Genomic DNA, 20154 nt, shown 5'->3' with positions numbered 1-20154 from the left:
AAACCGTTTTATCCGTTCGGGCTGAGCCTGTCGAAGCCTCCTTTCCAACACCCCCTTCGACAAGCTCAGGGCGAACGGCAGGGAATAAATGAGTTCAGCAAAAGCAAACCTTGAAATCCTGCCTCGGGGCGTGCAGGTAGCGCTGGGCCTGGGGCTGATCGCGCTGGTCGCCTTTCCTTTTGTCGGCACCGACTTCTACACCCAGATGGTCACGCGCATGATGATCATGGCCATCTTCGCGATGAGCCTTGATTTGCTGCAGGGCGTGAGCGGCCTGGTGTCGCTGGGCCATGCGGCCTACTTTGGCCTGGCCGGTTACGCGCTGGCCTTCCTGACACCCGCAGGCGAACCTGTGAGTCTGTGGTGGACGCTGCCGGTGGCCGTGCTGGCCTCGGGCCTGGCCGCGCTCATCATTGGCTTCTTCGTGGTGCGCACCCACGGCATCTACTTCATCATGGTCACCATGGCCTTCGCGCAGATGGTGTTCTACCTCTTCTTCGACAACAAGGCCCTGGGCGGCTCCGACGGGCTCTACATCAACTTCAAGCCCAGCGCGGCCGTCTTCGGCTGGGTGCCCTTTGACCTGGACAGCAAGCTCACGCTCTACTACTTCACGCTGGGCGCGATGCTGCTGGTGTACGCCTTCTTGCGCCGCCTGCTCTGGAGCCCCTTCGGCCGCACGCTGGCCGGCATACGCGTCAACGAGCACCGCATGCGCGCCATGGGCTTCGGCACCTTCGGCTACAAGCTCTCGGCCTTCACGCTGGCCGGCGCGCTCGCGGGCCTGGCCGGCTACCTGTGGGGAACGCAGACCGGCTACATCAACCCCGAGCTCATGGGTTTTCACATGAGCGCGCATGCCATCATGATGGTGATCCTGGGTGGCATGGGCAATTTCGCCGGCGCCATTGTCGGTGCCTTCGCGTTTGAATACCTGCTGCACGTGTTCAAGGACCTTCCGACCCTTGGGAGCGTGAACCTCGGCAAACACTGGCAGCTCTGGATGGGCCTGTTCATCGTGCTGCTGGTGGTCTTCGCGCCGCGCGGCATCCTGGGCCTGGTCGAAAAATTCACCCAGCGCAAATCCAAAGCGGAGGCTGGCCATGAGTGAAGTCCTCCTCAGCGCGAAAAACTTGACGAAGCGATTCGGCGGCTTGGCCGCGGTCAACGACGTCTCCATAGACCTCTGGCGCAACCACATCCACGCGGTCATAGGCCCCAACGGCGCGGGCAAATCCACGCTGACGAATCTGCTCTCGGGCGACCTGCCACCCACGTCGGGCACCGTCACCCTGGGCAGCCATGACGTGACCGGCTGGACGCCCGAAAAAATCTCGAACAAAGGCTTGGGCCGCAGCTACCAAAAGACCAATATCTTTCTGCCTTTCAGCGTCTGGGAAAACGTGCGTCTGGCCTCGCAGTCGCGCGCGCCGCATGCGGCTCACTGGCTCAAGCGCGCCACCAGCTTCGCGGCGGTCAACGCCCGCGCCGAACAGGCGCTGGAGCTGGCCGGCCTGCAAAACCGCAAGCACAGCATCGCCGGAACCATCAGCCACGGCGAGCAGCGCCAGCTTGAGATCGCGATGACGCTGGCCACCGAGCCTCAGGTGCTGCTGCTGGACGAGCCGCTGGCCGGCATGGGCGTAGCCGAGGCCGAGCGCATGGTCGCCCTGCTGCTGGCCATCAAGAAAGACCACGGCATCCTGCTGGTCGAGCACGACATGGACGCGGTCTTTACCCTGGCCGACAAGCTCACCGTGATGGTCAACGGCCAGGTGATCGCCAGCGGCACGCCGGCCCAAATCCGCGCCGATGCCGGTGTGCAGGCTGCTTACCTTGGCGAGGAACACTGATGAACGCCCCCGAGAAACAGATCGACATCCTGATCGGCGCCCAGGACATCAACACCTACTACGGCGCCAGCCACGTGCTGCGCGGCATTGACTTTCACGTTGCGCGCGGCGAGACGATCGGCCTCATGGGCCGTAACGGCATGGGCAAAAGCACGCTGCTCAAAAGCATCATGGGCCTGGTCAAGCCGCGCTCAGGCACGGTTGCAATCAACGGGCGGCCCATGACGGGCGCCCCGCCCTACGAAATCGCCCGCCTCGGCATTGCCTATGTGCCCGAAGGCCGCGGCATTTTCGGCAACCTCAGCGTGACCGAGAACCTCAAGATGGCGGCGCGCCCCGGCACCCAAGGCCAGCGCGACTGGACTTACGAGCGCGTGCTCGAGACCTTTCCGCGCCTGAAGGAACGCCTGGGCCATGGCGGCCAGCAGCTCTCGGGCGGCGAACAGCAGATGCTGACCATAGGCCGCGCACTCATGACCAACCCGGACGTGCTGATCCTGGATGAAGCCACCGAAGGCCTGGCGCCGCTGATCGCGCGCGACATCTGGCGCATCTGCGGCCTGATCCGGGAAACCGGCATCAGCAGCGTGATCGTCGACAAGAACTGGAAGCACGTCACCCAGATCACCGACCGCAATGTGATCCTGGTCAAGGGCCAGGTCGTGTTTGAGGGCAGCTCGGCCGAGCTGCATGCCAAGCCTGAGCTGCTGGCGCAATACCTGGGCGTTTAACACCCCGGCTTGAGGAGGGGCTGGTACGCAACTTGCTGAAGTTGCGCCTATCTTTCCCCCTCTGAAAGCCAGCCATGCCTTCCACCCGTTCGATCCGCCCCTTCCTCCTGGTGGCGCTTTGCGCCGCGTCCAGCCTGTTCGCCGCGCCGGCTTCCGCGCAGGACGCCTATCCCAGCCGGCCGGTCAAAGTCATCGTGGCCCTGCCGGCGGGCGGCAGCGTGGACATGGTGGCGCGGCAGATCAGCCAGCAGCTGAGCGCCGACCTGGGCCAGCCCTTTGTGGTGGACAACCGGGCCGGCGGATCCGGGCAGATCGGCCTGCCGGCGGTCGCGAAGGCGCCGCCGGACGGCTACACCATCATGGTGTCGCCGGCGTCCTTCCTGACCACCAACAAGAGCATCTTCAAGACCCTCCCCTACAACCCGGAAACCGACTTTGTGCCCGTGACCAAGCTGGTCAACCAGGCCATGGTGCTGGTGGTGCGCGACAAGGCAAAGTACGCCACCCCGGCCGCCGTGCTGGCGGCGGCCAAGGCCAACCCCGGCAAGCTGACTTATGCATCGTCCGGCGACGGCAGCCCGCAGCACCTGGCCGGCCTCATGTTTGAAAGCCAGACCGGCGTCAAGCTGCTGCACGTCCCCTACAAGGGCGGCGCGCCGGCCATCACCGACCTCATAGGCGGCGTGGTGGACATGGCTTTCGCCCCACTGCCCGAGGCGCTGCCGCACATCAAGTCCGGCAAGCTGCACCCGGTGGGCATGCTCAGCGAGAAGCGCGCCATCTCGGCGCCGGAGATCCCTACGCTCAAGGAAGGCGGCGTGAACAACGTTGTGCTGTCGGCATGGATCGCCCTGCTGGCACCCGCCAAAACGCCCCAGCCCGTGCTGGACAGCCTGGGCAAGTCCGTGAAAGCCATGCTGCGCGGCGATGCCAAAAACAGGTTCGTTGAAATCGGCATGGAGCCGGCCGTCGATGAAACCAAACCCCTGGCCCAGGTGATTTCTGAAGAGATCCGTATCCATGCCGAGCTCGTGAAAGCGGCCGGACTGGTGCCGCAGTAAGGCGCCAGGAGTCTGGGCGGCAGAAGGCATCGAAGCGAAAAGCGAGCCCAGCGAGGACAGTTTTTACCGGGTTTGCAGGCCCATAGCCCAGCTATGGGACAAAAAACCGGTGAAAAATGAACCGCTGCGCTCGCTTTGCAGCCGATGTTCCTTCTGTCGCCCAGACTCCTAGAGCAAAGAGCGCAACTCCCGCGCCGCATCCAGCAACAGCGGCAGCATTTCCTTTTGCAGCACCTCCCCGCGAAGGCGCTGCGACGAAGACACCACATTGAGCGCGGCCACGGTGCGTCCCTGCATGTCGCGCAGCGGCACGGCCAGCGCATGCACGCCCAGTTCATGCTCTTCGCTGGCCAGGCAGTAGTCGTCCAGCCGCACCTGCTCGACCAGGGCCTTGAGCTTGCGCGGGTCGGTCGTCGTATGCAGCGTCAGTCGCGGCAGGTTGCCGGTGTCGGTTTTCGCCTTGAGCCAGGCACTGAACTCACTCTTGCTCTTGGCTGCCAGCAGGATGCGGCCTGTGGAGGTTGCATGCGCGGGCAGGCGCGCCCCCAGGTGCAGGCCGTAAGCCAGCACCCGGGCCGGCGCCGTCTTGGCGTCGCCTGAGGGTCTCCACTCAAACCCGCTGCGCCCGATGATGACGATCTCGTCGCCGTCCAGCACCGCGACCGAAAACGACTCCTGCGCCTGCGCGGCCAGCCGGTTCAGCGTGGGCTGGATGGCGCGCGGCAGGCGCGCCGTCGCCAGGTAGCTGCCCGAAAAGCGCAGCACCTTGGGCGCCAGCCAGAAATAGCTGCCGTCGGTTTCCAGGTAACCGAGGTGCGTGAGCGTGAGCAGGTGGCGGCGCGCCGCGGCGCGCGTGATGCCGGCGCGCTCAGCCGCCAGCGTGGCATTGAGTCGCTGGCGCTGGGTGTCAAAGCTTTCCAGCACGGCCATGCCCTTGGCCATGCCTTCAATCATGTCGGCCTTGGCAATCGCAAAGGCGCCGGGTTTCGCAGCGGTTCGTGAGGTGACCATTGCGCGATCATCGCACAAAGAAGCCAAACATCGTGCAAAGGCGGGTTGTGCCGCTGGCAGTTCGCCGCACGCACGCCTACGCTTGAGGCCAAGGTATTTATCGGAGACAAGTTATGCGTGTACAGGTTGCCATCGTGGGCGGCGGCCCCGCCGGGCATTTGCTCGGCCAATTGCTTTACAAGAGCGGCATCAGCGCCATCGTGATCGAGCAGCGCAGCCAGGACTATGTGCTGGGCCGCATACGCGCGGGCGTGCTCGAGCAAGGCACGACCGACCTGCTTGACGAAGCCGGCGTGGGCCAGCGCATGCGTGCCGAGGGCCTTGTGCATGGCGGTTTTTCCTTGAGCTTTAGCGGCGCGCATCACCGTATCGATATGCAGCAGCTTACCGGCGGCAAGAGCGTCATGGTCTACGGCCAGACCGAGGTCACGCGTGACCTCATGAATGCGCGCGCCGCCGCCGGCCTGGCCACCGCCTATGAAGCCGAAAACGTCAGCCTGCACGACTTCGACGGGACGCGGCCCAAGGTGCGTTATGTGCAGCACGGCGTGGCGCATGAGGTCGAATGCGACTTCATCGCGGGCTGCGACGGCTTTCACGGCGTGAGCCGGGCCAGCGTGCCGGCCGGTGCGCTCAAAACCTTCGAACGCATCTACCCCTTCGGCTGGCTGGGCGTGCTGTCGGAGACCCCGCCCGTGGCCGAGGAACTGGTCTACAGCAACCACGCGCGCGGCTTCGCGCTGTGCAGCATGCGCAGCCACACGCGCAGCCGCTATTACGTGCAGTGCGCCCTCGACGACAAAGCCGAACGCTGGAGCGACGACGCCTTCTGGGACGAGTTGCGCCGCCGCCTGGCGCCCGAACTCGCCGAAAGCCTGGTGACCGGCCCCTCGATTGAAAAAAGCATCGCGCCGCTGCGCAGCTTTGTGGCCGAGCCCATGCGCTTCGGCCGGCTCTTCCTGGCCGGCGACGCCGCCCACATCGTGCCGCCCACGGGCGCCAAGGGCCTGAACCTGGCGGCCAGCGACGTGCGCTACCTGGCGCGCGCGCTGGCCGGCTTTTATGCCGGCGACGAGACGGGTATTAACAACTATTCGGAGACCTGTTTGCACCGCGTCTGGAAGGCCGTGCGCTTTTCCTGGTGGTTCACCTCGCTGATGCACCAGTTCCCCGATGGCGGCGAGTTCGGCCACAAGCTGCAGGAGGCGGAACTGGATTACCTGATCCATTCGCCGGCGGCCGCGACCTCGCTGGCGGAGAACTATGTGGGGCTGCCGCTTTAAGTTCAGGCAGTCCGGCGTGGCGCTTGTCAGGCCGCGCGCGCCGCGCTGATCGCCTGCCTGGCCCAAGCCAGCAACTGCGCCGGGTCATCGAGCAGTTCCGCAGGAGCGGCGTAGTACTTGCGCACCTGCACCACACCATTTTTGGTGGAGTAGCTAAAGGGTTTGGAGCCCTTCTTCTCGTACGCCGGCCTCGAACTGTCATCCACCCGGAAGTACAAGGTGTTGCCCATGACCATGGCGAACTGCTTTCCACCGTGCTTCATCGCATGGCCGCCAAAAAACTTTCCATCGCGGATGTCTCCCAACGGCGCCAGCAGTTCACACACATAGCTGACGAATTCGGCGTTGGCGCTCATGCTGTCCGCTCCGCTGCGGAGATTTTTTGTCTGGATTTCATGACGGCCATTATGGCGATGGACGCCTGCCGCCCGCGATGCATTGCGGGTCGTTGAAGGTGGCCGGGTTGTTGCGGTCGCAGGGAATGCTGCAGTTGCTCGCGCTCCGGCAAGCAGACTTGAGGGACTCCTTCGCCGTTTGCTCCCAATTGATATCGGCGCAGGCGCTGAGCAAAGCGACCAGGGCCGCGGCGATGGCAAGACGGTTCATTGGGATGGCTCCGGAACAGGTCGGCTTCGGTGAATGCGTCTAGCGCATTCCTCGCTCGCACAAACTGAGCACATAGCTGAACTCCTCACTGTCGAAACGAAGAATCTTGCTGTCTTCGGGCTTCTCCCCTGCAACGACCGGCGGCAGAGCCGACGCGGCGATAAACCGAATATCACCACGCTCTCCTTTTGAGGGATCTGCCGGGTCTACCAGCCCACCGTCACGCAACTGAACGCCGCCAACTGTATAGCCCAGCGTGCTACCAAGCCGTTTTATGCTGCAGGTGCCAAGAATGCTAAGTGCCGGGATGAAATACATCGCGTCCTGGCCGCTTTGCCTGTTTGCGTTCAGCGGCCCCAGAACAAGAGTCATCTCGTACACATCCGGCGATTTGAAGCGAAAGGTCGTTCTCGCCTCACTGAAATACTTATCGATATGCATATCGGAGGCGGTGTAAGTGACATCTTTGGGCCGGCTGGCACAGCCCTGCAACGCAGAGACCACCAATACCAACAACAACATCGGAATCGTCAACAGAAATCTCACTCGGTTCTCCTTTTCAGGCTGGTTCATCGGGCCGCGACACCAGCAAATCTCCCGGCTGGCAATCCAGAAATTCACAAATACGCATCAGCGTATCAAAGCGCACGCCCTTGACCTTGCCCTGTTTGAGCAGGGACAGGTTGGCTTCTGTGATGCCGACGTAGGCGGCCAGGTCCTTGGACTTGGCCTTGCGTTCGGACAGCATCACATCGAGTTTGACGACGATGGGCACGCGCGAAGAACGAAAAAAGAACGAAGAAAAAATTAAACGAACTGCGCGTTCTCTTCGGCCAGCGCCACGGCCCTGGCCATCACGGCGGCGATCTGCCACACCATGCCGGCGAACAGCAAGGTCAGCAACTCGTTGCTACCCAGGCTCAGCGACAACGCACGCGGGCCGGCCGCTGCCGCCGAGGTCAGCACCAGGGTGATCAGCGTCGACGCCAGCACACCGGTCACCACCGATGCAAAAATGCCGGCCGCAAAACCACGCAGGTATTTGACGGTGCGCAGGCTGAAATACTCGGCCTGCGAGAAGCCCGAGAAGCAGCGCATGGCGCACACCAGCCCATAAGACGCGCAGCACACCGGCACCACACCCAACAGCACGGACAGGCATTTTTGCCCCAGTGTGACCTCCATGGCCGCAGCCTGCGCGACTTGCGACGACACGCCCGCGCGCATCAACAAGCTTTCCACCGGCACGCTGAGCAGGTGGTAGGCCACCGCCAACGGCAGCGCCACCGCGAGCAATGCGCAGGCCCAGGCCAGCACGCTACTGAGACGTTGCACATCGGGCCCGGATGGGGCCAGGGGAGTTGCGGTGTGTTTCATGCGAGCCATCTCTTGCCTGGTTAATAGGCATTTAGTGTCTCAGATTAATTTCTGTAAAACAATAATTAATATCCATAAAACAGAAATTATTCAAAGAAATTTCAGCGCTTTAGCGACAACCCCGAACGCCTCTGAGAAGGCTTTGGGGTAAATTGCCCCCACACCATGCCCAGCTCCAAACCGCCCGCCGCCCGCAAAACCCCCTCTCCGCCCTCCTCGCCTATCCCGCTGCAGCCGCTCAAAGGCGTGCGCATGCTGAGCCTGGCGCTCAACCTGCCCGGCCCGGCGGCGCTGATGCGCTGCAGGCAAATGGGCGCGCGCTGCGCCAAGCTGGAGCCGCCCCCGCCCTCGGGAGACCCCATGAAGCTCTACAACCCCACGGCCTATGCCGCGCTGCACGCCGGCGTGCGCACCGCCACGGCCGACCTCAAGACCGAGCGCGGCCAGGCCTTGCTGCACCGCGAACTCGCAAAAACCGACGTGCTGCTCACCTCCTTCAGGCCCTCGGCGCTGGCCAAGCTGGGCCTGACCTGGAAGGCCTTGCACAAGCAGCACCCGCAGCTGAGCCAGGTCGCCATCGTCGGCAGCGCTGGCGAGCGCGCCGAGGAGCCCGGCCACGACCTCACCTACCTGGCCGAAAACGATTTGATCACCGGCCTGGACCTGCCCGCCACGCTGTACGCCGACATGGGCGGCTCGCTGATGGCCAGCGAAGCCGTGCTGCAGGCCGTGCTGCACCAGCGCGCCAAAGGCAAGGGCGCGTACCTCGAGGTCGCCCTTTCCGCCGCCGCCGGTTACCTGGCCCTGCCGCGCCGCTGGGGCCTCACGCAACCCGGCGCGGCCGTGGGCGGCGGCCATGCGGGCTACCGCCTCTATGCCTGCAGGGACGGCCGCGTGGCGCTCGCGGCCCTGGAGCCGCACTTCGCAGCCCGCCTGTGCGCCGCCGCGGGCGTGCAGGCCTCCGGCATGAAGGCCATGTTCGCGCCGGCCACGCATGCGGCCATCGAGGCCTGGCTCAAAGGCAAGACCCGCGAAGAGCTGGACACGTTGGCCGTGGAGAAGGACATTCCGCTGCACACGCTGGCACGGTGATGCACGCATGAGGAAGCAGGGAACGATTGCACGCTGGGACGCAGGCCGCGGGTTTGGATTTATTCGCGGCCAGGCGGCAGGTGCCGATGTCTTTTTTCATCTAAGGGATTTGCGTGGTGGCTTGCAACCGCGAGAAGGCATGGTTGTCAGCTTTGAAGAAATTCACGTCGGCGGCAAAGGTCCGCGCGCAATGGCGGTTGAAGCGATGGATGCGGGGCCGGATCCCGCCAAGGACCGCGCCTCATCGCGAAGCCCTGCCCGCTCCCGTCCTGAAAACAGGGACGCCGCTCGGCGTATGCGCCCAAGACGGCAAACCGCCGCCCTGGCGAGCGGACCTGGCTTCGGGTCGCTGCTGATCGTCGGCACGGCCTACGGCGGTTTGCTGCTCTGGGCCGTCTGGCAATCGCTATTGCCATGGTGGGTATTGCCGGCGTCGTTCGTGCTCAGCCTCCTGACGTTCTGGATGTACTGGGTGGACAAGCGCGCGGCGCAAACCAGCCAGTGGCGCACACCCGAGAGCACGCTGCAACTGCTGGCGCTGGCCGGCGGCTGGCCAGGAGCATGGCTGGCGCAACTGGCCCTGCGGCACAAGTCAAGCAAGCTTTCTTTTCTCCTTGTCTACTGGCTGATGGTCTTAGCGCACGGCTTTTTTCTTGGAGCCTGGCTTTTTTGGCCGCCTCTCAGGGCGGCCCTCGTGGCCTGGCGGTAGTGACAGGCGCTCAGGTCGCCTGAACCGCCAGAGTTTACGAAGCCCGCCGCGCCAGCACCACCATCGCCGCCCCAAGCAGCAAGGCCCCCACGCCCTGTAGCGCCGTGAGTGGCTCGGCAAACAGCCAGGCCGCCGCGACGGCGGCCACCAGCGGCTCGACCAGCGTGCCGACGACCGTTGCGGTCGGCGACAGGCGCCGCGCACCCCAGGCAAAGGCCAGGTAGGCGATCGAAGTGGTGAAGATGCCGGTGTAGCCCACCTGCAGCCAGGCCGTCGTGTGCTGCGGCCAGGTGATGCCCTGCGCGACGGCCAGGCCCAGCATCAGCAGCGCGGCCGCGCTCATGCTCCAGGCCGAGGCGGTGACGGCCGGCAGCTGCGCGGGCATGCGCGCATTGCCCAGCACCACCAGCGAATAGAGCCCGGCCGAGGCCAGCGACCAGGCCAGGCCGGCCGCGTAGTGCGCCGGCAGGCTCAAGCCTTCGCCGGGCATGGCGATCAGGCCCACACCGAGCAAGGCCAGGCACAGCGCCAGCAGCAATCGGCCGCTCGCACGTTCATAGCCGCGCAGCACCGACAGCAGTGCAACGATGACAGGCGCACAGCAAATTGAGATCACCGTGGGCAGGGCCGCGCCTATGTGGCTCATGGCGATAAACCAGCTCGTGACGTTGAGCGCCATGGCCAGGCCGGTGCCCATGACCAAGGCCTGGCCGCGCCGGGGAAGATGCCGCCACTGCGCCGTGCGCGGCGCGGCCGGCAGCTGCCGCCAGTGCCACCACCACAAGAGCGGCAAGCCCAGCGCGAACCGCGCCAAAGACAGGCTGTAGGGCGCCATGCCCCCGGCCATCACAGACTGGGCGACCAGGGCGCCCACGCCCCACAAGACGCCCGCAAGCAGCACGCCACCCCAGGCCAGGGCGGCCGATGTTTGGGTTTTCATGAAAATTTTCTCCGTCCGTGCGACTGCTGCAAGCGGGATCGCCGCAATAAAAAGCAGGCAGGCGCGTCAACTCAAGGCCGCGCGCCGTTCCATCGAAACAAGCACGGCCAAAGGGCGCAGCCCGGCATCAAGCCGGGTGCATCACAGAGTGACGGAGGGGGGAGAAAGCTGGAGATGCATGATTTGCATCATAACGAAGACGCAACGGGGGCACCGCCATAAACCAGGCCGACCCGCCCCGACCGCTCAAACACCTGCCGGACGAAGGCATACAAGGCCCACAGCAGCAGCAAAGGAATCACCAGTGTCTGCAGCACAAAGATCACGATGAGCCGGATGATGTGCTCGGTGGCTTGCTCGGCCGCGCGTTTGAGGTTCTCGACATGTTTGCCCACATCGCCGTTTTTCGCCAGCCAGTCTTTCATGCTCTCGATCAGGCCGCGATTGTCGGGTGCGGCAACAGTGGGGTTGAGCTGCCCGGCCTGGCCGGTGGCGCTGTCTATCAATTGCTGGCTGGCCGCGTAATCGGCCGCCAGGAATTTTTGCCACAACAGGTCGCTGCCCAGCGTCACCACCGGCACGGCAAAACGCAGCATCAGCAAAATCACCAGCAGCCTGGACAGCCAGGGCGGCACCTGCTGCCTGCGCAGATGCAGCCACCACCAGGCCAGAGCCGCAGCGCTCAAGGCCAGCGACACCGGCCAGTAGCTGCCGATGCTGATCAGCGCCTTCTGGATGCCGAAGGCCACACTGGCCGCCAGCATCAGGTGCGAAAACTGCTCCACCAAGTCGTTCACCGGGTCCAGGATCTGCCCGGGCGTGAAGGTCACGCCGACGCCAAAAGGTTGCACCGAGGCCTCGGTGCCCTGCGCGACCGAGATCACCGCATTGAGCAGCCGCGCCGTGGCAAAGCTGACCAGCGCGCGCTTGAGGCCGGCATCAACCTGCCGCATGGCCGGCGCGTCCAGCGGTGCCAGCCAGGCGCAGGCCGTGACGGCCGCCATGGTGAAAGCCACAAGGGCTCTGCGTGCGATGAGCATGGGTCTCTCCGGGTTCTGGATCGAAGGGAATGCCAGGCCATCTTGCCAGAAAGAGCTGCCGGAAGAATTGTTTCCCGGGAAAGCGCCGGACTGAGGGCCTCTTCCGCCGCAACCAGGTAGGGTCCCGAGGCACGGCGCAGGCCGGATCTCAAGGCTTTGCCGGCTTGGGCACCGCCCTGGCGCCCGGCGCGCCTGTCAGCACCAAACGGGCCTGCTCAAGCATCGCCTTGTGTTTTGCCGCTTCAATGAAAGCGGTTTCGTCGCCGGTGGTCCAGCCCCTGAACGTGGCCTCCAGGAAAGCGCGGCGACTCTGCGGATACTGCTTCATCGAGGCCAGTATCGCGGCGTCCGGCATCGCCGGGTTGATCGTGAACGCGCTCCAGCGCTGTTCAATCGCCCGCCAGGCGGGAATCAGCTCCGCCGCCATCTCGGGCACCAGTTCCTTGGGCGGGATATCCCCGTCAAGGGCTTTGTTCATGAATGTTTCGAAGCGCGCGTTGAGCGGGTTGATCTGCGACTCGTATTCACGCGCGGCCTGCTGCAAAGCCACCATCTCCGACCAGTAGTACGGCGGCCTGGGCGCATAAAGCGTCCCGGCAGTAATGGCGGCGGCCGCAACCACGGATGCCGCAACAGCGGCAAGCCGGCTGCCGCGCCCCGCACTCGCCTTGGCGGCCGTCGGCCGGAGCAGCACGCCCATGACGGCGCCGCAGCACAGCCCGCACAGCAGCGAACCGAAATCCGCCGAGCCCTTGGCGACGGCAAAACCCAGGAGACCCAGCAGCGGCAACAAAGCCAGGGCCTTGAGGATGGAAAAGTCGCGCCTGCGCGGCGCACCCTCCAGGCCCCGCCCCATGGCAATGAGCAGGCACAACCCCAGGCCCAGGGCCGGCCCGCCGGCGCCCACACTCACCGTCGCGAAGTCGCGGACATAAAGCGTCGTCACGCTGCACAGCGCCGACACCAGCACGAACGACACCAACAGGCTCAGGGCGCCATAAGTGCGCTCGAAGGCCCTCGAGACCACCCAGAAAAAGGGAATAAAGGCCGCAACGCCGATCACGGACCCCAGTTGCAGTTTGGACGCGACAAGCCGCCATGCGTTACCGCTGTCCAGGGTGGTCGTGGCGGAGTTGCCGCCCCATTTCAGCAGGGCATCATTGCCGAGAGCAAACCAGGTGTTGGAGCTGTAGAGCGCCGTGGCGGTCAGGCCCAGCATCGCCAGCAGAACCAGCAAGGTGGCCCAGGCATGCCTGGGGGCAGCCGCCGCATCGAGGGCTGCGGGCTGCGTATCCGGCCGGGTGTCGTCAAAGGGTGTCGCCATGTCAGCCCCCTTTCTTCATTGCGTCCAATGCCCGCTGGACGGCCTCGGCAAGCTTGGGCCTGTCGCCCTGCCGGGCCAGCAGCACCGCGCGCTGCAATGCCGCTTCCGCGCCCTGCGCATCGCCCATTCTTGCCAGTATGTTCGCGTGCTCCTGCTCTGCCTTGGCCTGGTCCGCAAGCATGCCGGCCTTGCCGAAGCCGTCAATGGCGCGCCGCACGGCGGCCAGCGCTTCGGGCAGCTTGCCGGCGTAACGCTGGCCGCCCGCAATCATCAGGTCGGCCATGGCCGTCTTGTCCTGGCGATTGATCTGCGCAAACAAATCACGGCTGTGCTGGACCATCTCCAGGCCTTTGCCGACATCGTTGGCCGCGCCGTAAATGCGCCCCAGCTCGAACACGCCCTGGGCGATACCCGACTTCGTGCCGGCCGCCCGGTAGAGTTCGATGGCTCGCTCGGCCTCCGTCTTCGCCGCCTGGAAAGCATTGGGACGCAGCAGCGAAGCCAGGCGCAGGCGCGCGCTGGCCTCGTTCACCGGCTGTTTGGTCGTTTCGCCGGCCCTGATGGCTTCGCGGTAGAAGGCTTCGGCCTGCGGCCTGCGGCCATCCATCCACTCGGCATCGCCCAGCGCTTCGCTGGCCAGGCCCTGGCCCACGAGCTGCCCATCGGCCTTGAAAGCGGCCTGCGCCTGCGTCGCCTGCTCGCGCATCAGCGCCGCGTCGCCCATCAACCCCTGCAGCAGCGCGGATTTGAGCAAGGCATTGCCCACGGCGCCGGAGTCCTTGCTTTTACGCGCCGCGGCCAGGGCGCGCTGGTAAAAGGCCTGTGCTTCAGGCAGCTTGTACTGCGCGGCGGAAATTTCACCGAGCGCCAGCAACGAATAGGATTCCGCTTCCGGGTTCAAGGCGGTCAGGGAGCGGGCAAGGGCGCGATCGAAAATCTGCCGCGCCTCCTGCAGCCGGCCCTCCTCCATCGCCCGGCGGCCCTGCTGGCGCAATGCGGTGGCCTCGGCCAGGGGCGCCCCCTGGGCCTGCGATTGCGACAGCAGGCTTTCGACCTGGGCCTCCTTGGTCGCGGAGTCGCCGCCATGGGTCCGCACGGCAAAGCTGGTGGCGTTGAGCACACCCAGGCGGTCGCCGGCGGCGGCCGACAATTTGCCGGCAATATCGGCCTGAGCCCTTGAAGCCTCGACCTGGCCCGACTGGTTGAGCATCTCGGCCATCTCCAGGCGGATTGTTCCCTGCCCGCCCAGATTACCTTCAATCTCGTACAGCAACAGCGTACGGCGCAAAAGGCGCAGCCCGAGTTCGTGCTGGCCACCCTTGAACTCCAGCCGCGCGAGGTTGTGCAAGGCCAGCGCCTCGACGTCGCGCATACGGGTTGTTTTGGCCAGTTCCAGCGCCCGCCGGGCGGTGGCGGCCGCAGGTTCGGTGCGGCCCTGGTCGAGCAAGGCTGCGGATTCATTGACCAGCAGCAGAACCTGCTGCTCATCAGCGGACAGCACACGCCCCGCCTGCACCTGCGCCTGGTAAGTTTGCTGGGTCTGGGCGAGTACGCCCATGCCGGCCACGCACAGCAACCCTGCCGCGATGAACCGCTTTCTGGAACCTGCCTGCATGGATCCCCTCCCGGATAGCCCTTTTATTCTCATTGGGCATTCTAGGAGGATGGGATGTGCCGCGTTTGTTTTCTAACGCCCGGTCTTGCGGGGTTTGGCCGAACCGGTCACCCGGGGCGGAAGCCCGGTGTGCTGGGTCAGCATGCGGCCCTTGACCGGGGTGGTGCTCTTCAAGGCGACTCCGGGGCCGGCGCTCTTGCCTGCCAGCGGCGTCGAATTCTTGCGCCGCGCGCTGGTATAGCTGCCATCGGTCATCGGCTGGAAGGTCGGGATCAGGTGGTGCTTGCCGTTGCCGATCAAATCGGCCCGTCCCATGGCCTTGAGCGCCTCGCGCAGCACCGGCCAGTTGTTCGGGTCGTGGTAGCGCAAAAAGGCCTTGTGCAGCCGGCGGCGGCGTTCGCCGCGCACGATGTCCACCGTCTCGCTGTCGCGCGTGATCTTGCGCAGCGGGTTTTTGTTGGTGTGGTACATGGCCGTGGCCGTGGCCATGGGGCTGGGGTAGAAGGTCTGCACCTGGTCGGCCCGAAAGCCGTTCTTCTTGAGCCAGATCGCCAGGTTCATCATGTCCTCGTCGCTGGTGCCCGGGTGGGCCGCGATGAAGTACGGGATCAGGAACTGCTTCTTGCCGGCTTCGAGGCTGTACTTCTCGAACATCTGCTTGAACTTGTCATAGCTGCCGATGCCGGGCTTCATCATCTTGGTGAGCGGGCCCTGCTCGGTGTGCTCGGGCGCGATCTTCAGGTAGCCGCCCACGTGGTGGGTGACCAGCTCCTTGACGTACTCAGGGCTTTGCACGGCCAGGTCGTAACGCAGGCCGGAGCTGATGAGGATTTTTTTCACACCCTTCAAGGCCCGCGCGCGGCGGTACATCTTGATCAGCGGGTTGTGGTTGGTGTTGAGGTTGGGGCAGATGCCCGGGTACACGCAAGACGGCTTGCGGCAGGCGGCCTCGATCTCGGGCGACTTGCAGCCTATGCGGTACATATTCGCGGTGGGCCCGCCCAGGTCGGAAATGGCGCCGGTAAAACCCTTGACGGTGTCGCGTATCGCTTCGATTTCGCGGATCACCGAGTCCTCGGAGCGGCTCTGGATGATGCGGCCTTCGTGCTCGGTGATGGAGCAGAAGGTGCAGCCGCCAAAGCAGCCGCGCATGATGTTGACCGAAAAGCGGATCATTTCCCACGCGGGAATCTTGGTCGCGCCGTCGTGGCTGCCGTTTTCGTCGGCGTAACGCGGATGCGGCGAGCGGGCGTAAGGCAGGTCGAACACATAGTCCATCTCGGCCGTGGTCAGCGGGATGGGCGGCGGCGTGATCCAGACGTCGCGCGCGGTGGCGCCCTCGCCATGGGCTTGCACCAGGGCGCGGGCGTTGCCGGGATTGGTTTCCAGGTGCAGCACGCGGTTGGCGTGGGCATACAGCACCGGATCGCTTTTGACCTGCTCGTAGGACGGCAGGCGTATCACCGAGCGGTCGCGCGGCGGAACCTTGATCTTGCCCTGCGCGGTGTGCACGGTGGACGGGAGATTGGGGTTGGCCACAAAGGTCAGCGGCTTGATGGCCGGGTTGGCCGCGGAGCTGGCTGTTTCGGCCTTGGCTGCCACCTCGGCTGCTTCGTCCTCGCGCGCGCAGCTCGCGCCCTGCTCACGCGCCTGGTCGGAAATCATCAAATACGGGTTGACGTGGGCCTCGACCCGGCCCGGCGCGTCCACGCTGGTGGAGTCGATCTCGAACCAGCCCTGGGCGCTTTCGTCGCCGCTGCGGCGTATGAAGGCCGTGCCGCGCACATCGGTGATGCTGGCGACCGGCTCGCGGGCGGCCAGGCGGTGGGCGATTTCGACGATGGCGCGCTCGGCATTGCCGTAAAGCAGCAAGTCGCATTTGGCGTCGACCACCACGCTGCGGCGCACCTTGTCGGACCAGTAATCGTAATGCGCGATGCGGCGCAGCGAACCTTCGATGCCGCCCAGGATGATGGGCACGTCCTTGTAGGCCTCGCGGCAGCGCTGCGAATACACCAGGGCCGCGCGGTCGGGTCGCTTGCCGCCCACGTCGCCGGGTGTGTAGGCGTCGTCGCTGCGTATCTTGTGGTCCGCGGTGTAGCGGTTGATCATCGAGTCCATGTTGCCGGCGGTCACGCCGAAGAACAGGTTGGGCTTGCCCAGCGCGCGGAAAGGGTCGGCGCTGTGCCACTCGGGCTGGGCGATGATGCCCACGCGAAAGCCTTGCGCTTCGAGCATGCGGCCTATGACGGCCATGCCGAAACTCGGGTGGTCCACATAGGCGTCGCCGGTGACCACAATGATGTCGCAGCTGTCCCAGCCGAGCGCGTCCATCTCGGCCCGGCTGGTGGGCAGAAACTTGGCCGTGCCGAAGCGGGCCGCCCAGTACTTGCGGTAGCTGGTCAGCGGCTTGGCGGCGCGCGTGAAGAAGGAGACGTCGACGGGGGCGTTCATGGGGGCTTTGGGTAACCCTTGATTGTAAGGTTTACCCCAGGTTTTGCCCCTTTATCCGGCATTTAAGCCCTACAAAGGGCCCGCCGCGGCTGCCCGGTGTGGTTTATCGGGGCGATTGGCCCTTCCACGGCCCTGAATCAACCGCGAATCAGCCGTGCACCTGCCGGCTGTCGGCCGGCGCTTCGTCGCGCTCATTCAGGCCGTAGTCACGCAGCACATGGGCCACGCGCAGCCGGTAGTTCTCAAACACGCCGCCACGGCCCCGGCTTTGCGCATTGCGATGGCTTTCCAGCTTGCGCCATTCCAGCACGGCCGCCTCATCGCGAAAGAAGGAGAGCGACAGCAGCTTGCCTGGCGTGCTCAGGCTTTCAAAGCGTTCAATCGAGATAAAGCCGTCGATTTTTTCGAGTTGAGGCTTAAGCGCCGCGGCGATGTCGAGGTAGGTCTGCTTCTGGCCCTGGGCAGGTTGCACTTCAAAAATAATCGCGATCATGGGAGCCTTCTTGTTGCTGTATGAGTTGCCGTGATGGTGGCATCAAGCGGTGAAAACCGGAATGCGGGCATTCATGGAGGGGCGGTAATCCCAACTGAATGACGCGGCGTCCTTGAGCCGCCCCGAGACCAGCAAAGTCCGGACAGCCGCCGCCGCGACAGTGCAAGCCAGCACCTGGCCCGGGCACTGGTGGGCACCATGGCCAAAACCGGGCACCTCGCGGTCCGGGCGCTCCAGCAAAAATTCGTCGGGCCTGGCGTTGCATGCGGGGTCGCGGCCTGCGGCGGCCAGCAGCACCAGCACCACATCGCCGGCCTGCAACGAAACGCCCGCGACCTCGGTGGCCTCGGCCACAAAACGCCGTGTGTTGTGGATGGATGGGTCATAGCGGCTGACCTCGTGGACCATCTGCAGCAGCGTTGCGGGCTCGCGGGCCATGGCCTCCAGCAAGCCGGGCTGCGTGGCCAGGGCCGCGATGCTGTTGCCGATCAGGCCGGCCGTGGCTTCATAGGTCTGAGACAGCAGGCCCACCGCATTGCACAGCAGTGCCCGCGCATCGTGCCAGCCGGCCTGTGCCGCTTCTTGCTGAAGACGTGCCAGCGCGCTGCCGGGCTGGGCGGCCGATCCTTGTACCAGTTCTGAAAAGCGCGCGAGCAAAGCCGAGGCGGCCTCGCCGGCCGCCGCTAGCTGGGCCGGCGTGCTGAGCGGCGACAGGCAGGCTACAAAATCGGCCATCCAGCGCGCGACCTGCGGCAGTTCGTCCTCGCCAAAGCCCAGCAGGTCAGCGACCGCCATCACGGGCACCTCAAAAGCCCAGCGCGACAAGGCCTCGCCGCGCAATACGCCCTCCCCGTCGGCTAGCAAGGCCAGTGTTTCGGTTCTGGCCTGCACGCGGTCCAGGTCCACCGCCCCCAGAAAGCGTTGCAATGCCAGCTTGGGTGCGGCATGCCGCAGGCCCTCGTTCATGCGCACCAGGTGGCCAAAGACCTCACCGGCCGCCGAACCGACAATGGCCGCGGGCACGGGCTCAGAAACAGGACGTACGCGGCAGGCCGGACTGGCCAGGACCGCCTTGACACAGGCCGCACTGCTCGCGATCCAGAGTTTGCGCGGCGCGTCAAACACCAGTGCCGGACCAGCAACCAGCGATGCGTAAAAAGGATAGGGATTGCGGTGGGCGGACGCCGCGAGGATGTTGTCGGGATTCGGTTCGGAATTCATGGCAAGCATTTTTGCCTCAAACACCCGCCCCATGCTTCGCTCACGAACGAAGCATCAGCGCCTTGAACTTAAGCGCGCGCCGGCAGCACCTGCCCCCGGCATTCGCCAAAGCCTATGCGTTGAAAGCCCTCGCGCTCGCACCAGGCTCGCAGGATGATGGCGTCGCCGTCTTCGAGGAAAGTGCGCGTCTCGCCGTTGGCCAGCGTCAAAGCCTTCTTGCCACCGGCGCTAAGTTCCAGCAGTGACCCGCCCTGCTCGGGCTGCGGGCCCGACAGCGTACCCGTGCCCAGCATATCGCCGGGCTGCAGGTTGCAGCCGTTGACGGTGTGGTGCGTGAGCATTTGCGCCACCGTCCAGTAGGCGTCGCGGTAGTTGGACTGCGACAGGCGCTCGGGACCCAGGCCGGCGTCGCGCATGGCCTGCGTGTGCAGCCAGACCTCGAGTTGCACATCGAGGCCGCCCTGCCGGCGATTGCCCGGCGAGTCGAGGTAAGGCAGCGGCTGCGGGTCACCTTCGGGGCGGGTGAAGGCCGCGCGAAACGGCGCAAGCGCTTCCAGGGYGACTATCCACGGTGAGATCGTGCTCGCGAAATTCTTGGACAGGAAAGGGCCCAGCGGCTGGTATTCCCAGGCCTGCACGTCGCGCGCAGACCAGTCATTGAGCAGCACCAAACCAAAGGCATGGGCTTCGGCCTGTTCCATGGCCACCGGCTCGCCCTGGGCATTACCCTGCCCCACAAACACGCCAAGCTCCAGCTCATAGTCGAGCCGGTGGCTGGGCCGCAGGAGCGGCACCTCCTCGTTGGGCCCCTTGGTCTGGCCCAGCGGCCGCGGGAACTGCTGGCCGCTCACGCCTATCGACGATGCGCGGCCGTGGTAACCGATGGGCACCCATTTGTAATTGGGCAGCAGCGGCGCATCAGGGCGAAACAGTTTGCCGACCGTGGTCGCGTGGTGGATGCCGGTGTAGAAGTCGGTGTAGTCGCCTATGCGGCAAGGCAGATGCAGCGTGACCGCATCTTGCCGATGCAAAAAGCCTTGCCACTCGCCCTGCTTCACACTGCCCACAGCCAGGCCTTGCGAAATCGCGGCGCGCAACGCGCTCATGGCTAGCGGGTTTTGCGCCATCAGCGCATTCAAGTCACTGGTGTCCGTCAGCCCGGTCGCGCGCAGGTCCAGCACCTGGTCGCCTATGGCCACGCCTATGCGGCGCTCGCCCTGCGGCGTGAGGCTGTAAGTGCCAAAGGGCAGGTTCTGGATGGGAAAGTCGCTCGCCTCGTTGGCGGAGGCTACCCAACTGCGCAGTTGGGGGTCATGTGTGGCGTTCAGGAGTGAGGTCATGGTG

21 protein-coding genes are annotated in these 20154 nt (G+C 65.0%); 7 read left to right on the top strand and 14 right to left on the bottom strand.

Annotation, left to right across the window (positions count from 1 at the left end; translation table 11 throughout):
* Window positions 1-88 precede the first annotated feature (88 nt).
* From AC1DXS_RS20610 to AC1DXS_RS20595, 4 genes are all read left to right on the top strand, one after another.
* A complete protein-coding gene (locus AC1DXS_RS20610; RefSeq protein ID WP_477739324.1) occupies window positions 89-1111 on the top strand; it encodes a branched-chain amino acid ABC transporter permease in 1023 nt (340 codons plus the stop codon).
* The gene (locus AC1DXS_RS20605) at window positions 1104-1853 is read left to right on the top strand and encodes an ABC transporter ATP-binding protein (RefSeq protein WP_477739323.1); all 750 of its coding nucleotides are present in this window, start codon (window positions 1104-1106) and stop codon (window positions 1851-1853) included. The genes AC1DXS_RS20610 and AC1DXS_RS20605 overlap by 8 nt, the downstream gene beginning before the upstream one ends.
* Window positions 1853-2584, top strand: a complete 732-nt coding sequence (locus tag AC1DXS_RS20600) for an ABC transporter ATP-binding protein (RefSeq protein WP_477739322.1) — start codon at window positions 1853-1855, stop codon at window positions 2582-2584. The genes AC1DXS_RS20605 and AC1DXS_RS20600 overlap by 1 nt, the downstream gene beginning before the upstream one ends.
* A 74-nt stretch (window positions 2585-2658) precedes the next feature.
* Window positions 2659-3645 carry a Bug family tripartite tricarboxylate transporter substrate binding protein gene (locus AC1DXS_RS20595; protein WP_477739321.1) on the top strand — a complete coding sequence of 329 codons (987 nt, stop codon included), beginning with the start codon at window positions 2659-2661 and terminating at the stop codon, window positions 3643-3645.
* Window positions 3646-3813: 168 nt separating this feature from the next.
* On the opposite strand, the gene AC1DXS_RS20590 is transcribed toward AC1DXS_RS20595, so the two are convergent.
* On the bottom strand, window positions 3814-4656 hold the full coding sequence (locus AC1DXS_RS20590; protein WP_477739320.1) for an IclR family transcriptional regulator domain-containing protein: 843 nt from the start codon (window positions 4654-4656) through the stop codon (window positions 3814-3816).
* Between the two features lie 113 nt (window positions 4657-4769).
* Between AC1DXS_RS20590 and pobA the strand changes: the two genes are divergently transcribed.
* Window positions 4770-5939 (top strand): 4-hydroxybenzoate 3-monooxygenase, encoded by a 1170-nt coding sequence (gene pobA / locus AC1DXS_RS20585; protein WP_477739319.1) that lies wholly within the window; start codon window positions 4770-4772, stop codon window positions 5937-5939.
* Window positions 5940-5965: 26 nt separating this feature from the next.
* Here pobA and AC1DXS_RS20580 read toward each other — a convergent pair whose 3' ends face one another.
* From AC1DXS_RS20580 to AC1DXS_RS20560, 5 genes are read right to left on the bottom strand one after another with little or no spacing between them, the layout of a single operon-like run.
* Window positions 5966-6295, bottom strand: a complete 330-nt coding sequence (locus tag AC1DXS_RS20580; RefSeq protein ID WP_477739318.1) for a TfoX/Sxy family protein — start codon at window positions 6293-6295, stop codon at window positions 5966-5968.
* Between the two features lie 49 nt (window positions 6296-6344).
* Entirely contained in the window at window positions 6345-6545 is a 201-nt protein-coding gene (locus AC1DXS_RS20575; RefSeq protein ID WP_477739317.1) for a hypothetical protein, read from the bottom strand.
* A gap of 39 nt (window positions 6546-6584) precedes the next feature.
* Window positions 6585-7118 carry a hypothetical protein gene (locus tag AC1DXS_RS20570; protein WP_477739316.1) on the bottom strand — a complete coding sequence of 178 codons (534 nt, stop codon included), beginning with the start codon at window positions 7116-7118 and terminating at the stop codon, window positions 6585-6587.
* Window positions 7105-7320, bottom strand: a complete 216-nt coding sequence (locus AC1DXS_RS20565) for a helix-turn-helix domain-containing protein (protein WP_477739315.1) — start codon at window positions 7318-7320, stop codon at window positions 7105-7107. The genes AC1DXS_RS20570 and AC1DXS_RS20565 overlap by 14 nt, the downstream gene beginning before the upstream one ends.
* 32 nt (window positions 7321-7352) lie before the next feature.
* Entirely contained in the window at window positions 7353-7922 is a 570-nt protein-coding gene (locus AC1DXS_RS20560; RefSeq protein ID WP_477739314.1) for a DUF2975 domain-containing protein, read from the bottom strand.
* Window positions 7923-8087: 165 nt separating this feature from the next.
* On the opposite strand from AC1DXS_RS20560, the gene AC1DXS_RS20555 reads away from it, so the two are divergent.
* Window positions 8088-9014 carry a CoA transferase gene (locus AC1DXS_RS20555; RefSeq protein WP_477739313.1) on the top strand — a complete coding sequence of 309 codons (927 nt, stop codon included), beginning with the start codon at window positions 8088-8090 and terminating at the stop codon, window positions 9012-9014.
* 7 nt (window positions 9015-9021) lie between these two features.
* Window positions 9022-9723, top strand: a complete 702-nt coding sequence (locus AC1DXS_RS20550) for a DUF1294 domain-containing protein (RefSeq protein ID WP_477739312.1) — start codon at window positions 9022-9024, stop codon at window positions 9721-9723.
* Window positions 9724-9757: 34 nt separating this feature from the next.
* Here AC1DXS_RS20550 and AC1DXS_RS20545 read toward each other — a convergent pair whose 3' ends face one another.
* From AC1DXS_RS20545 to fahA, 8 genes are all read right to left on the bottom strand, one after another.
* Window positions 9758-10663 (bottom strand): DMT family transporter, encoded by a 906-nt coding sequence (locus AC1DXS_RS20545; protein ID WP_477739311.1) that lies wholly within the window; start codon window positions 10661-10663, stop codon window positions 9758-9760.
* Window positions 10664-10851: 188 nt separating this feature from the next.
* A complete protein-coding gene (locus tag AC1DXS_RS20540; protein WP_477739310.1) occupies window positions 10852-11703 on the bottom strand; it encodes a hypothetical protein in 852 nt (283 codons plus the stop codon).
* A 148-nt stretch (window positions 11704-11851) separates the two neighbouring features.
* A complete protein-coding gene (locus tag AC1DXS_RS20535) occupies window positions 11852-13027 on the bottom strand; it encodes a rhomboid family intramembrane serine protease (RefSeq protein ID WP_477739309.1) in 1176 nt (391 codons plus the stop codon).
* A 1-nt stretch (window position 13028) separates the two neighbouring features.
* A complete protein-coding gene (locus AC1DXS_RS20530; RefSeq protein WP_477739308.1) occupies window positions 13029-14642 on the bottom strand; it encodes a hypothetical protein in 1614 nt (537 codons plus the stop codon).
* 72 nt (window positions 14643-14714) lie between these two features.
* Window positions 14715-17096 (bottom strand): YgiQ family radical SAM protein, encoded by a 2382-nt coding sequence (locus AC1DXS_RS20525; RefSeq protein WP_477739307.1) that lies wholly within the window; start codon window positions 17094-17096, stop codon window positions 14715-14717.
* 148 nt (window positions 17097-17244) lie between these two features.
* On the bottom strand, window positions 17245-17589 hold the full coding sequence (locus tag AC1DXS_RS20520; protein ID WP_477739306.1) for an antibiotic biosynthesis monooxygenase family protein: 345 nt from the start codon (window positions 17587-17589) through the stop codon (window positions 17245-17247).
* Window positions 17590-17631: 42 nt separating this feature from the next.
* Window positions 17632-18810 (bottom strand): cytochrome P450, encoded by a 1179-nt coding sequence (locus AC1DXS_RS20515; RefSeq protein WP_477739305.1) that lies wholly within the window; start codon window positions 18808-18810, stop codon window positions 17632-17634.
* Window positions 18811-18878: 68 nt separating this feature from the next.
* The gene (gene fahA, locus AC1DXS_RS20510) at window positions 18879-20150 is read right to left on the bottom strand and encodes a fumarylacetoacetase (protein WP_477739304.1); all 1272 of its coding nucleotides are present in this window, start codon (window positions 20148-20150) and stop codon (window positions 18879-18881) included.
* Window positions 20151-20154 lie beyond the last annotated feature (4 nt).

It is taken from the genome of Polaromonas sp. P3_B1 (genome assembly GCF_056402935.1).
The sequence above is the reverse complement of the archived record's forward strand: the minus strand, read 5'-3'. Positions and strand labels throughout refer to the sequence as shown.

What these genes read in the sequence shown, in the direction of transcription:
- AC1DXS_RS20610 (WP_477739324.1), top strand. Translation starts at nt 89, where the DNA reads ATGAGTTCAGCAAAAGCAAACCTTGAAATCCTGCCTCGGGGCGTGCAG.
- AC1DXS_RS20605 (WP_477739323.1), top strand. Translation starts at nt 1,104, where the DNA reads ATGAGTGAAGTCCTCCTCAGCGCGAAAAACTTGACGAAGCGATTCGGC.
- AC1DXS_RS20600 (WP_477739322.1), top strand. Translation starts at nt 1,853, where the DNA reads ATGAACGCCCCCGAGAAACAGATCGACATCCTGATCGGCGCCCAGGAC.
- AC1DXS_RS20595 (WP_477739321.1), top strand. Translation starts at nt 2,659, where the DNA reads ATGCCTTCCACCCGTTCGATCCGCCCCTTCCTCCTGGTGGCGCTTTGC.
- AC1DXS_RS20590 (WP_477739320.1), bottom strand. Translation starts at nt 4,656, where the DNA reads ATGGTCACCTCACGAACCGCTGCGAAACCCGGCGCCTTTGCGATTGCC.
- pobA (WP_477739319.1), top strand. Translation starts at nt 4,770, where the DNA reads ATGCGTGTACAGGTTGCCATCGTGGGCGGCGGCCCCGCCGGGCATTTG.
- AC1DXS_RS20580 (WP_477739318.1), bottom strand. Translation starts at nt 6,295, where the DNA reads ATGAGCGCCAACGCCGAATTCGTCAGCTATGTGTGTGAACTGCTGGCG.
- AC1DXS_RS20575 (WP_477739317.1), bottom strand. Translation starts at nt 6,545, where the DNA reads ATGAACCGTCTTGCCATCGCCGCGGCCCTGGTCGCTTTGCTCAGCGCC.
- AC1DXS_RS20570 (WP_477739316.1), bottom strand. Translation starts at nt 7,118, where the DNA reads ATGAACCAGCCTGAAAAGGAGAACCGAGTGAGATTTCTGTTGACGATT.
- AC1DXS_RS20560 (WP_477739314.1), bottom strand. Translation starts at nt 7,922, where the DNA reads ATGAAACACACCGCAACTCCCCTGGCCCCATCCGGGCCCGATGTGCAA.
- AC1DXS_RS20555 (WP_477739313.1), top strand. Translation starts at nt 8,088, where the DNA reads ATGCCCAGCTCCAAACCGCCCGCCGCCCGCAAAACCCCCTCTCCGCCC.
- AC1DXS_RS20550 (WP_477739312.1), top strand. Translation starts at nt 9,022, where the DNA reads ATGAGGAAGCAGGGAACGATTGCACGCTGGGACGCAGGCCGCGGGTTT.
- AC1DXS_RS20545 (WP_477739311.1), bottom strand. Translation starts at nt 10,663, where the DNA reads ATGAAAACCCAAACATCGGCCGCCCTGGCCTGGGGTGGCGTGCTGCTT.
- AC1DXS_RS20540 (WP_477739310.1), bottom strand. Translation starts at nt 11,703, where the DNA reads ATGCTCATCGCACGCAGAGCCCTTGTGGCTTTCACCATGGCGGCCGTC.
- AC1DXS_RS20535 (WP_477739309.1), bottom strand. Translation starts at nt 13,027, where the DNA reads ATGGCGACACCCTTTGACGACACCCGGCCGGATACGCAGCCCGCAGCC.
- AC1DXS_RS20530 (WP_477739308.1), bottom strand. Translation starts at nt 14,642, where the DNA reads ATGCAGGCAGGTTCCAGAAAGCGGTTCATCGCGGCAGGGTTGCTGTGC.
- AC1DXS_RS20525 (WP_477739307.1), bottom strand. Translation starts at nt 17,096, where the DNA reads ATGAACGCCCCCGTCGACGTCTCCTTCTTCACGCGCGCCGCCAAGCCG.
- AC1DXS_RS20520 (WP_477739306.1), bottom strand. Translation starts at nt 17,589, where the DNA reads ATGATCGCGATTATTTTTGAAGTGCAACCTGCCCAGGGCCAGAAGCAG.
- AC1DXS_RS20515 (WP_477739305.1), bottom strand. Translation starts at nt 18,810, where the DNA reads ATGAATTCCGAACCGAATCCCGACAACATCCTCGCGGCGTCCGCCCAC.